Origin of the sequence: Thioalkalicoccus limnaeus, from assembly GCF_041197575.1 — a bacterium.
Classification (GTDB): Bacteria; Pseudomonadota; Gammaproteobacteria; order Chromatiales; family Chromatiaceae; genus Thioalkalicoccus; species Thioalkalicoccus limnaeus.
The window spans coordinates 32,598-44,632 of the sequence record NZ_JBDKXB010000014.1; the positions used below are offsets into that span (position 1 = coordinate 32,598).

Below are 12,035 nucleotides of genomic sequence, written 5' to 3' on the forward strand. Positions count from 1 at the left end.
TCAAATATAGAGGCAGATATCGCTTTCGCCGGCAAATTCGAAGAAGGCCGCGGCACCGGCGTACTCGATGCCGTCGATGAAGTCGTTGCGGTCCATGTCGAACAGATCGACGGTCATCTGACAGGCGATCAGCTTGACCTCGGCCTCCTGGCACAGGGAGCGCAGTTCCTCGACGCTGGCGACGCCCTTCTGCTTCATCTTCTGCTTCATCATCGCCGTCATCACGGCCTGCATGCCCGGCAAGGCCATGCCGAGGACCGGGAACCATTTGTCCATCCCCATCGGCATCGGCATCCCGGGGTTGCCGAGCGGCGTCACCTCCAAATGCAGCTTCTTCTTGAGCAACTGAAGACCGTAGAAGGTGAAAAAGACCTGCGTCTCGTAACCGAGCGCCGACGCGGTCGAGGCCAGGATGAAGGGCGGGTAGGCCCAGTCGAGCGAACCCTTGGTGGCGATGATCGCCAGTTTCTTCGCTTCCATCGGAGATTCCTCGTGCGGTTAACCGCTGGACAGAGTTGGGGGTTCGACGGCTAGCCCTTCTTGATCAGGAAGTGGAACTTGCCACCCTCCTCCTTGGATTCCAACAACTCGTTGCCGGTCTGCTTGGCGAAGGCGTCGAAGTCCTTCACCGAACCCGGGTCGGTCGCGATGATGTGCAGCACCTGTCCAGTCGCGAGACTCGCCAGCGTCTTCTTCGCGCGCAGGATCGGCAGTGGACAGTTGAGACCGGAAGCGTCGAGTTCTTGATCGAAGGTGGACATGGTTCTCCTCCAGCGTTGGTAGGGGTTAGAGTATCAGAATATTCAAAGGTCAGAATTTATAGGCGAACCGCCAGCAAAAGACAAGCGAGCTGCGAACTCGGGGCCTGTGCGACCGGGCCATCAAGGCCTCGACGCGGGCCTTTCGATCTCGAAGCCATGACGCGCCCAGGCGGCGATCCCTCCGCGCAGGTTCAGTACCTGATCCAGGCCTTGTTGGACCAGGAACTGGCACGCATGGTAAGACCGTGCGCCACTGCGACAGTAGAGCACGACCTCCCTGTCCTTCGGCAGGTCCTGCCACCGCAGCGGGATCAGGTGCATCGGCATGGATTGGGCCCCCGGCAGCATGCCTTCGGCCAACTCCGCCGGGCTGCGGATGTCGATCACCTGGATCCGTTCACCCGCCCCCATCTTCTCACGCAAACTGGCAGAATCAATCTCGTTGATCACGATGGAACTATCTGTTAACCGAGTAATTAAGTATATTAATGTCTTTTAACATCAAGCTCAATGCCGGTCTCGATGTAGCACGGTCGACGCTCAGGCACGCCGGCGTTCGCGACCTCCTCATCTTTGACACCATGAACCAATCGTCAATGCCATGGAATTCCTGCCAATCTTTCTCGATGTGAAAGACAAGCCATGCCTCGTCGTCGGCGGTGGCGAGATCGCGATCCGCAAGATCTCGAACCTGCGCCGTGCCGGCGCCGCGGTTCGCGTCGTGGCCCCCGAGCTGGCCCCAGCGCTGCGACCGCTGCTCGAACGCGGCGAGATCAGACACGAGGCACGACCGTTCTGCGATGCCGACCTGACGGGGGCCTTGCTGGTCGTGGCCGCCACCGACGACCGCGAGGTCAATCATCACATCGCGGAGCTGGCGCGGGCCGCATCCATCCCGGTCAATGTCGTCGATCAGCCCGAGGATTGCAGTTTCCTGATGCCGTCCGTGATCGATCGCTCGCCCGTCGTGGTCGCCGTCTCGACCGGCACGGCCTCGCCGGTTTTGGCGCGCCTGCTGCGCACCCGCCTCGAGGCCCTGATCCCAGCTGCCTACGGGCGACTGGCCGAGCTCTGCGCCAGCTACCGCCCTCGGGTCAAGGAACGTTTCACCGAACAGCGCGATCGCCGCCGCTTTTGGGATCGGGTCCTCCAGGGCGGCGTTGCCGAACGCGTCTTCTCGGGGCACCTGGACGAGGCCCGTGTCGCCATGGAGCGGGAACTCGCCAGCACCTCACCGCCATCCGACAGCGGCGAGGTCTACCTGGTCGGCGCCGGTCCCGGTGACCCGGACCTGCTGACCTTCCGCGCGTTGCGTCTGATGCAACAAGCCGACGTCGTCGTCTACGATCGACTGGTCGCCAAGTCGATCCTCGACAAGGTCCGCCGCGATGCCCAGCGTATCTATGTCGGCAAGGAACGCGATAACCACGTGATGCGCCAGGAACAGATCAATCGCCTGCTGGTCGACCTGGCGAAGCAGGGACATCGGGTCCTGCGCCTGAAAGGCGGGGACCCCTTCATCTTCGGCCGCGGCGGCGAGGAGATCGATACCTTGGCCGAGGAAGGGATCCCGTTCCAGGTCATTCCCGGCATCACCGCCGCGGCCGGTTGCGCGAGCTACACCGGGATCCCGCTGACGCACCGCGATTATGCCCAGTCGGTGACTTTCGTGACCGGTCATTTGAAGGACAACACGATCGATCTGAACTGGGCGCAGTTGGCACAGCCGAACCAGACCATCGTCTTCTACATGGGGCTGGTCGGCCTCCCGGTCATCGTCGACCAGCTGATCTCGCATGGCGTTTCGCCACAGATGCCGGTGGCCCTGATCCAGCAGGGGACGACGCACAAGCAGCGCGTCTATTCCGGAACCCTGGCCGATATCCTCGACAAGGTCCAGCGCGACCCACCCCAACCGCCAACGCTGGTCATCGTCGGCGAGGTCGTGAAATTGCGCGAACGCTTCAACTGGTTCCAGACCCCGCTCCCAGCGGAACAAGGGGCGATGGCCGCGATCTTCCCGGATAACTGACCCGGACAGCGGCCAACGCCAGCGCTGCGCGTTCCTGCACCGGTGGCATCTGTGCCCTGATGCCCCGCCTGCCTCCAGGGGATTGAATCGCTGGACCCTGACCCGGACGCCGATTACACCGTCGGGGCACCCGTGCTCTGGTGCAGAAAGGCAACTACGCCGGGATCGAGGCGCGTTTGCCCCGGGGCGACATCTCCTTCCAGGGATGCCACGTCATCCGGTTCCTCGACAAGGTCTCGACAGGGTGCACCGCGAGTAAGTTTTACCCAACCCCGCCTCAAGCGCAGCGGCTACCTGTGGCTGAGGGACAAGCAGGACGGTGGCGATCCTGGCAATTCAGCCCAATCCGCTCTCGCAAAGGCAGTCGGCGATCCGCATATTCTTCGAAGGTCTCGTCCGATCCTCTGCTGATGTCGCTCCGGACGGATGGTCGGCAAGACGGGCTTTCCGATGGGACGAGCAGCCCAGGACGGCAACGGTGTAGTAGGGATTGCGGTGCACACTTCCGGCCGACGGTGCCACCCCTAACGATGCTGGGCGTCTGCGCGGGCGGTTTCCTCAAACAACTGACCAGGATGGCTTTTTGCGGGAGGAACCATGTTACGGAACCCTGTTGGGATCAGTGTAGTGCTCTTGGCAATCGTCATCGCCGGCGCCGGATGTCAGGCGCAATCGGCCAACCCCGCCAACGACGACGGCGGCCGCTTCTACGAAGGCTTCGGTAACTACCACCGCGCCGCCTCCACGGACTCACCCCAAGCCCAGCGCTGGTTCGACCAGGGCATGCAACTGCTCTATGGGTTCAACCACGACGAAGCCATCCGATCCTTCCAAAACGCGGCCGCCGCCGATGACGACTTCGCCATGGCCTGGTGGGGCGCCGCTTACGCGCACGGGTTGCACATCAACAACCCCCAGATGACCGAAATCCAGTCACAACGTGCCCACGCCGCTGCTCAGGAGGCGATGAAGCGCATCGAACACGCCTCCCCGGCCGAACAGGCTCTGATCCGCGCCGTCAATCAGCGCTACGCCATGCCCATCCCCGAAGACCGCTCGTCGCTGGATCGAGCCTACGCCGACGCCATGCAGGCTGCGTGGAAGGCGCATCCCGCCGACCCCGACGTCGGCACCCTCTACGCCGAATCCCTCATGAACCTTCAGCCGTGGGATCTCTGGACCCGGGATGGCAAACCCAAAGGCCGAACGCCCGAGATCGTCGCCACCCTCGAACGCGTGATGGAAATTCACCCCGATCATCCCGGTGCCAACCACTTCTACATCCACGCCATCGAAGCCTCCCCGACCCCCGAGCGGGCTGTCGCCGCCGCCGACCGTCTCGGCGCGCTGGTGCCCGGATCGGGACATCTCGTCCACATGCCGGCACACATCTATGCCCGTGTCGGCCGATGGGCGGATGCATCCGACGCCAATGTCAAAGCCGTCGCCGCCGACCGCGCCTATTTCGCCGTCGCCCCCGCTCCGGAGTTCTATTCCCTCTACTACGTCCACAACCTTCACTTCCTGGCATGGTCGGCCATGATGGAAGGGCGCTACCAAACCGCCATGCAGGCCGCCAACGAACTCGAGCGCGACATCCCGGAATCCTTCCTTAAGGAGTGGACTTACGTCGCCGACGGTTTCCTGCCGGTGACCTATCACGTCATGCTCCGCTTCGGAAAATGGGACCAGATTCTCGCCGCCCCCGAACCGGCTGACTACCGGTTGGTCAGCCGCGCCTCGCGCCACTATGCCCGCGGCGTCGCTTTGGCGGCCATGGGCGACATCGACGCAGCTCAGAAGGAACTCGATGCCTTTGAACTAGCAGCCGCTAAGATTCCCGCCGACTGGCTGGTCGGTAACAACAAGGCCAACGACGTGATGGCCATCGCCCTACACATGCTGCGCGGCGAACTCGCTTTCCGCGAGGGCAAGACCGACGACGCCTTCGTCCTTCTCCGTAAGGGCATCGCGCTGGAAGACGCACTTGCTTACGACGAACCCCCCGGCTGGATGCAGCCGGTGCGCCACGCCTTGGGTGCCCTGCTGCTCGCCGAGAAACGCCCCGAGGAAGCCGAAGCGGTGTACAGCGCCGACCTCGCCAAGTATCCCGAAAACGGCTGGGCCTTGCTCGGCCTGCAACAATCCCTGGCATCCCAGGGGAAGAACGCCGACGCTACCAAGGCCGAAACGCGACTGGCCACCACCTGGACCCGCGCCGACGTCAAGCCCGTGGCGTCCTGCTACTGCCACCCCGACGCGCGATAGCGTCCATCGTCGGCAGCGCGGCCGGCACCGGCCATCCGGTTCGTTGATGACGTAGCTGCGGATCCAGCGCACCTGATCGGGCATCTCGTCGTTGCCGATCCGGCTCGAAAGCTCGGCGGTCCGCTCCAGTCCCCGCGCGGACGCCCAAGCGCAGCGACGGCGAATGGCGTAGGTCTTCATTGGCAACTCCCATGGTCTAGCGGACAGGCGCGGCCATCCGACGGTGCTGTGGTGCCCCCCGCGCGGGGTTCGCGCAACGACTTGGCCGAGCGACTGGTCGTTGACCTTGGGACGAAGCCTAGCGCCCGGCTGTATCAGCGGGATTACCGATGACGGCGATGTTTTTGCCTGTTGGTAACACCGGACCACCCGCCTCCGGTGCCCGTTGCCGCCCTCCCTGTGCAGAGATAACAGACCCAAAACACAATGTCGGTCCCGCCCGTTACATCGCCCGCCTAACCTTGGTGGGGTCGGCCCAAAGCAGGGCCCGAGTCCATCACGCTGACCGCTGGGGCCCGGCCCCCGGGTTGCCCCGCTCGGCGCCACTGGTGGCACCCGAATACTTGACTGCTATACTCGGAGGCAACAGAACAGCGGATCGACGCGATGAACGACACACCGCTCTTATCCCCGCTCGTGCTCGTGGTGGATGATGACCCGGGTGTGCGCGACCTGATCGAGGACTATCTGTCGGGGCAGGGCTATCAGGTCCTCTGCGCCGCGGACGCGGTCACGGCCCGGGGGCTGCTGGAGTCGCAATCCCCCGAGGTGGCGCTCCTGGATGTGGGTCTGCCCGGCGAGGACGGTCTGGCGCTGGCGCGCTTCATCCGGGAACGGCTGGATATCGGCATCATCATGGTCTCGGGCGCGGGCGAGACCCTGGACCGCATCATCGGTCTCGAGATCGGCGCCGATGACTATGTGGCCAAGCCCTTCGATCCGCGCGAGCTGAAGGCCCGGATCAAAGGCGTCTGCCGCCGCTATCGGCGCGGCGCCCCGTCGACATCTGGCGAAACGCCCCCGATCGAGACCGAAACGCGGCGGGTCCTCCTCGGCCGATGCCAGCTCGATCTGGATACCCGCCAGCTCTTCGATGCTGAGGGACGCGAGCTGCCACTCTCATCGACGGATTTCGAGCTGCTCAAGATGTTCGTCGAACGCCCCAACCGACCCCTGACCCGCGATCAGATCCTCTCGATCACCCAGAACCGCGACTGGAGCCCCTTCGATCGCAGCATCGACATCCGCATCGCCCGGCTGCGCCGCAAGATCGAGCCTGACCCGGAACACCCGACCTCGATCCGCACGTTGCGGGGCCATGGTTACATGTTCGTTCCAGCCAAGGCCGGTGAGTCGGTCGGGTCACCATGAAGTTCGCGCCGGAGTCGCTCCACATCTTCCTCTCCGGTTTGGCGACGACCGGGGTCAGGGTCAGCGCAGAACGAGCCGCCATGTGGCGTTGCGGGCGTGGGGCTTCGTGGTTGGTGTGCCATCCAGCCCAATACCCGTCGCCATCTTTTTGACATGGAGCCGATCAGGCGATGAAGACAAGCGATGATGACCGTCTCGTTCCTTCACCGCCCCTCAGGCCACGCCGGCAGCAGACCTTCGCCGTTGGACCGCGCGGCGCGCTAGTGGCGGACACGATTCACCAGGTCCGTGAACAGATCGAGCAGGCCCTGCGGCACATTGCCCTCGGCGTCTGCGCGGCCAGTGGCGATTCGCTCTTCCAAACGATTGTCAATTCCCTGGCCGAGACGCTCGGCGTCGACATGGCCTTCATCAGTGAACTGCCGGCCGGCTGCGAGACCCATGTCGGGACGCGCGCTGTCAGCGATCGTGGCTTGACGGTTCCAAACCTGGAGTTCGAGCTAGCGGGTACCCCCTGCCTCAAGGTCCTGAACGAGGGCTTCCAGTTCATCGGCGACGATCTAAGTCGGCGCTTTCCGGTGGAGAATATGCTGAGCGGCTTCGGCTTTGTCGCCTATGCCGGCTACCCCCTCGTCGACTCGGCGGGGCGGGCCATCGGTCTCGTTGCGTTGCTGCATCGTGCGCCCCTGACCGACGCGGGGCTGATCGAGGCGGTACTTCAGATCTACTCGGTCCGGGTCGCGGCCGAGCTCGATCGACAGCGCTCGGAGGCGAGCTACCGGGCGATCTTCGAAGCGGCCGAGGATGCCATTTTCGTGCATGACCTGGCCACTGGCGCGATCCTCGACGTGAACCCAGCCGCCTGCCGGACCTATGGTTATTCGCACAAGGAGATGCTCCACCTCAACCCCGGGCATCTGTCCTCTGGTATACCCCCGTATGATCTGGAGGGGGCCGCCCGGTGGATTGGCCTGGCGAGCGCCGGCGAACCGCAGCGTTTTGAATGGCACCGGCGCAACGCGGACGGTAGCCTGCACTGGGACGAGGTTACGCTGAAACGCGCCACCCTTGGCGGCATCGACCGGCTGATCGCCATCACCCGCGAGATCACCGAACGCAAGCGGGCCGAGGAGACCCTGAGGGCCACCTTCGAGGCCGCGCTCGACCCCATCATCGGCATGGATGATGCCGGGCAGGTCATCGCCTTCAACCCGGCCGCGGAGCAGACCTTCGGCTACCGTCGCGCCGAGGTGATCGGACGATCGCTCGCCGAGCTGATCGTCCCGGAACGATTCCGGGAGGCCCACCGCTTGGGTATGGTGCGTTATCACCGGGACGGACATGGCCCGATGCTGGGACAACGGGTCGAGGTCATCGCCTGTCGCGCCGACGGCAGTGAGCTCCCGGTCGAGGTTGCCATCGACCAGGCCCAGGGGCCGGAGGGCACCTTCTTCGTCGGTTATCTACGCAACATCACCGAGCGCAAGCTTGCCGAGGAGGAGCACGCCCGGCTCGAGTCGCAGTTCCGCCAAGCCCAGAAGATGGAGGCCATCGGCCATCTGGCCGGTGGCATCGCCCATGACTTCAACAACATTTTGACCGGGGCGATGGGCTACGTGACGCTTGCCCAAGAGCTGACCCGTGACCACGGCGACTCGAGGCTCGACCGGTATCTGGACCGTGCCCAACGGGCCGGACTGCGCGCTCGCGACCTGATCCAGCAGCTCTTGACCTTCAGCCGCGGTCAGCGGGGTGACCCGCGCCCGCTCGAACTGGCGCCGCTGGTGCGGGAGACCCTCCGCTTCCTCGGTGCGACGCTCGGGTCCGAGGTCGAGATCGTGACCCATCTGCCACCGGATCTGCCGCAGGTCAATCTAGACCCGGTTCAGGTCGAGCAGATCCTGATCAATCTCTGCATCAATGCCCGCGACGCCATGTCCGGCAGCGGTCGCCTGGAGATCGGGCTCGCCCGCGAGTCGCTGGCGGGCACCGTTTGCGCCTCCTGCAAACAAAGGGTTCGGGGTGATCATCTGGTGCTGTGGGTGCGGGACACCGGGTCCGGCATCGCGCCGCGGCACCTCGACCGGCTTTTCGAGCCCTTCTTCACGACCAAACCGAGCGGCCAGGGGAGCGGCATGGGGCTCGCCGTCGTCCACGGGGTCGTCCACGAGTACGGCGGTCATTTGTGCGTCGCGAGCACCCCCCATCAGGGTACCCTGATCCGCGTCCTCTTCCCCCCGATGCACACGACCAACCCGCTCGTTGCGGAACCGGCATCGGCCAAGCCGCGGCCGACCGCCGCGCCGGCACGCCGGTATGGACGCGTCCTTCTGGTCGACGACGACGATCTGGCGGGCGGGCTGATGCTCGATCTGCTGGAGGATCGCGGCCTGGATGTGATCCTGGTCACGAACGGCGAGGAGGCCCTGGCGACGCTGTCCAGCGCTCCCGAATCCGTCGATCTGCTGATCACCGACCAGGCGATGCCGCGGATGACGGGGATGGATCTGGCCCAACGGGTTCATCCGACCCATCCCGATCTGCCGATCCTCCTCTACACCGGCAACGCCGAGGCCCTCGACGCTGAGGAGATGGGCTCCGCCGGGGTTCGCGCCCTGATCCGTAAGCCGGTCGATGTGGCGGTGTTGGACGACTGGTTGCAGGAGCTGCTTCCGCCCGCTGACACGAGGGCCGCGATGCTTCCGCCCCCCCCGAGCCCGACTTCGACCATGCGACCTTGACTCGGCCGTTTTGCGTGGCTCATGCGACCTTCAATGCATTGAATGCATTGAATGCATTGAAACGCGGGGGTCGAAACCCGCTGTCGTGCCGACCGTCACCATTTCTCGGCCGGTGTCGTTCGCTGAGACTGATGCTTGTCCAGCGCTACAGCATTCTCTTTCAGTGGCTCGCCTTGATCGTCGCTTGACGGGCTTCAGGTGCGAGGAACGACATGAGCGCACGATGGCACATTCGACTCTTGGGCGATTTCACGGTCGAGCGCGACGGCATACCGATCAGCCTGCCGACCCGCAAGGCTGCCGCACTCCTGGCCATCCTCGCAATGCCACCGGGGACATTGGTCACCCGCGAGCGTCTCGCCGACCTGCTCTGGTCGCGCAGCGCCGAGGCCCAGGCCCGGGGCAGTCTCCGCCAGGCCGTGGCACAGCTCCGCAAGGCGCTGGACGATGAATCCGGTTCCCTGGTCGAGACCGTCGGACCGGGCCTTCGCCTCGCGTCGCGAGCCGTTGACGTGGATGCGGTGACCCTGGAACGGGCATTGGCGACCGGGGCGCCGGCGGACCTGGAACTGGCCGGGCGCCTGTATCAGGGCGAGTTCCTCGCGGGACTGTCGATCGACGAAGGACCCTTCGAGGATTGGCGAGTAGCCGAAGCCGCCCGACTGCATCGTCGCCTGGTGCACGGCTTGCAGGCCTTGCTCGCACAGCATGTCGACCGGGGCGACCTGGAGGCGAGTCTCGATTTGGGCGAGCGCCTGGTGCGGCTGGACCCGCTCGCCGAGGAGACCTATCAGGCCTTGCTGCGCTTGCATCTCGGGCGCGGGGCGCCGGGCCCGGCGATGCGGGAGTACCAGCGCTGTCGCGCGGCCCTGGCGGCAGGTCTGGGTGTCGCGCCCTCGGCCGAGACGGAGGCGCTTCGGCGGGCGATTCGTGCCCGGCCGCCCGCCCACGAGGAAACCAAGGCCGGCGTCCTGCCAGTCATCGCGGTCCTGCCGTTCACCGATAAGGGCGAGGATGCGGAGCGCGGTTACTTCGCTCGGGAATTCACCGCGGACGTCGTCTCGGCCCTCGCGCGTTTTCGGTCGTTCCGGGTGGTCGCGGCGCAATCCTCGTTCGCCGAAGCAGAGCTGCCGGCGAGCCCGCGCGAGATCGCGGATGCCCTGGGCGCTCGCTATCTGCTCCTGGGCCATCTGGCACGGGCGACGGACAGCGTCCGCTTGAGCACCGAGCTGCTGGATGTCCAAGCCGGCCATCTGGTCTGGTCCGATCACGACGAGGTCGCGACGACGCGGCTACCGGAGACGCGCGATGCGATCGCCCGCGGCGTGGCCGCGGCGCTGGCGGTCCGCATCGACGGTGATCTGCTGTGCCAGGCCATGCGCAAGCCGCTCGACAGCCTGGAAGTCTACGACTGCTGGCTGCGCGGGATGGCCCGCCTGCGCCAGGGGACGCCGGAGAGCTTGATCGAGGGTCGGTCACTGTTTCGCCGGGCACTCGAGCTCGACCCGGGCTTCGCCCGTGCCCACTCGGGTCTGTCACTCACCTATTTCAACGACTGGAGCTGCAGCGCCTGGCAGCGCTGGCGTGACGACGAGCGCATGGCCTTCGAACACGCGCGCGACGGTGCCGCCCTGGACGCGACCGATCATGTGACCCAATTCGTGCTCGGTCGGATCCTGCTGTATCGACGCGAGTTCGCGCGTGCCGAGCAGCACCTGGATCGCGCCGAGGCGCTGAACCCCAACGATGCGGACACGCTGGCCCAATTGGCCATCGCCGATGCCTATATGGGTCACCCGGAGCGGGGCGCCGAGCGCATCGACCTGGCGATGCGCCTGAACCCCTATCACGACGACTGGTACTTCGCCTGTGCGGTGTATCCCAACTTCATCGCCCGCCGGCTGGAGACGGCGATCGCATTCGGTCTCAAGGCGCCACACGCGGCCACCGATGTGCCGGCCTACCTGGCCGCGGCCTGTGCCCACCTCGGACAGATGGACGCCGCCCGCCGCCATCTCGCCTCCTATCGGGAGATGTTCCGGCGCAACATCATGCCGGGCCGCGAGCCGGCGACGGACGAGCCGATGCGCTGGCTGTTGCACGTCAACCCCTTCAGCCGAATCGAGGATGCCCAGTTTTGGGCCGAGGGGCTGGCCCGCGCTGGGCTGGTCATCCCGGATGATCTCTGGCGCGATTTCCCCCAGGGGCCTTGGCCCGACTGATGCGGATCCTATCGCCGCCGCTTGGACCCAGGGGCGCGACTCAGAAGTACTGGCAATGATCCGCCCGCGCGGCGATCGCCTGGAGAAAGACACCCGGATCCATGATCCCCTCGGCCTCGGGCAGGAGGTCAGCTTCGGCGACGTCGAACGTCATGGCGGCCAAACGACAGCCATGCAGCCGGACGTGACCGGTCGAGACCAGCAGCTTGAAGAAGTCATGGATCTCGAGCGGATCCCCGTCCCGTTGCAGCCTCTGCCTCAGCCAATCCTCGCGGTCGGCGTAACGCGGATCCATCCGCGACTGGCGCACGCCCTCGGTCGTGAGCAGGCGCACCGACCAGAGGACGAACAGAATATCGACCTCGACGCCCTTGCGCCCCATCTCCCAGGCGAAGGTCAGGGGTGTCAGGAGTCGGTCGAAGGCGTCATCGCGGATGACGATGGCCAGGCGTCGGAGGGCCGGTGTCGCATCCCGCTCGGGGCCCGCGACTCCCGCGGATGGAAGCATGGTGGACTTGGTGTCGCGGCCGAGGCTGGGCTGGCCCTGAATGTGTCGCGCTTGAATGCTTGTGGTGGACATGATCTAACCTCCGGCCGCCGGGTGTCGCCGAGACCCCGGCGGCGCTTTGTGTGGAACAGA

Annotated in this window: 9 protein-coding genes; 5 read left to right on the forward strand and 4 right to left on the reverse strand. The window is 65.3% G+C overall.

The genetic code is table 11. The features are described from left to right. The 3 genes from dsrE2 to ABC977_RS11360 form a co-directional block, all read right to left on the reverse strand. Positions 1–480 (reverse strand): sulfur carrier protein DsrE2, encoded by a 480-nt coding sequence (gene dsrE2 / locus ABC977_RS11350; protein WP_369667377.1) that lies wholly within the window; start codon positions 478–480, stop codon positions 1–3. A 50-nt stretch (positions 481–530) separates the two neighbouring features. Continuing rightward, positions 531–761 (reverse strand): sulfurtransferase TusA family protein, encoded by a 231-nt coding sequence (locus ABC977_RS11355; RefSeq protein WP_369667378.1) that lies wholly within the window; start codon positions 759–761, stop codon positions 531–533. Between the two features lie 120 nt (positions 762–881). Next, the gene (locus tag ABC977_RS11360) at positions 882–1,211 is read right to left on the reverse strand and encodes a rhodanese-like domain-containing protein (RefSeq protein ID WP_369667379.1); all 330 of its coding nucleotides are present in this window, start codon (positions 1,209–1,211) and stop codon (positions 882–884) included. A gap of 151 nt (positions 1,212–1,362) precedes the next feature. On the opposite strand from ABC977_RS11360, the gene cysG reads away from it, so the two are divergent. The 5 genes from cysG (at position 1,363) to ABC977_RS11385 (ending at position 11,395) form a co-directional block, all read left to right on the forward strand. Next, positions 1,363–2,793: a siroheme synthase CysG gene (gene cysG / locus ABC977_RS11365; protein ID WP_369667380.1), complete on the forward strand. Its 1,431-nt coding sequence runs from the start codon at positions 1,363–1,365 to the stop codon at positions 2,791–2,793. Between the two features lie 633 nt (positions 2,794–3,426). Continuing rightward, on the forward strand, positions 3,427–5,061 hold the full coding sequence (locus ABC977_RS11370; protein WP_369667381.1) for a tetratricopeptide repeat protein: 1,635 nt from the start codon (positions 3,427–3,429) through the stop codon (positions 5,059–5,061). A gap of 606 nt (positions 5,062–5,667) precedes the next feature. Continuing rightward, a complete protein-coding gene (locus tag ABC977_RS11375) occupies positions 5,668–6,432 on the forward strand; it encodes a response regulator (RefSeq protein WP_369667382.1) in 765 nt (254 codons plus the stop codon). 170 nt (positions 6,433–6,602) lie between these two features. Continuing rightward, positions 6,603–9,173, forward strand: a complete 2,571-nt coding sequence (locus ABC977_RS11380; RefSeq protein ID WP_369667383.1) for a PAS domain S-box protein — start codon at positions 6,603–6,605, stop codon at positions 9,171–9,173. Positions 9,174–9,385: 212 nt separating this feature from the next. Then, entirely contained in the window at positions 9,386–11,395 is a 2,010-nt protein-coding gene (locus ABC977_RS11385; protein WP_369667384.1) for a BTAD domain-containing putative transcriptional regulator, read from the forward strand. 40 nt (positions 11,396–11,435) lie between these two features. On the opposite strand, the gene ABC977_RS11390 is transcribed toward ABC977_RS11385, so the two are convergent. Next, on the reverse strand, positions 11,436–11,975 hold the full coding sequence (locus ABC977_RS11390; RefSeq protein WP_369667385.1) for a hypothetical protein: 540 nt from the start codon (positions 11,973–11,975) through the stop codon (positions 11,436–11,438). Between the last annotated feature and the right edge of the window lie 60 nt (positions 11,976–12,035).

Excerpts from the sequence above, each read along its gene's own strand:
- dsrE2 (WP_369667377.1), bottom strand. The coding sequence starts at position 480 with ATGGAAGCGAAGAAACTGGCGATCATCGCCACCAAGGGTTCGCTCGAC.
- ABC977_RS11355 (WP_369667378.1), bottom strand. The coding sequence starts at position 761 with ATGTCCACCTTCGATCAAGAACTCGACGCTTCCGGTCTCAACTGTCCA.
- cysG (WP_369667380.1), top strand. The coding sequence starts at position 1,363 with ATGGAATTCCTGCCAATCTTTCTCGATGTGAAAGACAAGCCATGCCTC.
- ABC977_RS11375 (WP_369667382.1), top strand. The coding sequence starts at position 5,668 with ATGAACGACACACCGCTCTTATCCCCGCTCGTGCTCGTGGTGGATGAT.
- ABC977_RS11380 (WP_369667383.1), top strand. The coding sequence starts at position 6,603 with ATGAAGACAAGCGATGATGACCGTCTCGTTCCTTCACCGCCCCTCAGG.
- ABC977_RS11385 (WP_369667384.1), top strand. The coding sequence starts at position 9,386 with ATGAGCGCACGATGGCACATTCGACTCTTGGGCGATTTCACGGTCGAG.
- ABC977_RS11390 (WP_369667385.1), bottom strand. The coding sequence starts at position 11,975 with ATGTCCACCACAAGCATTCAAGCGCGACACATTCAGGGCCAGCCCAGC.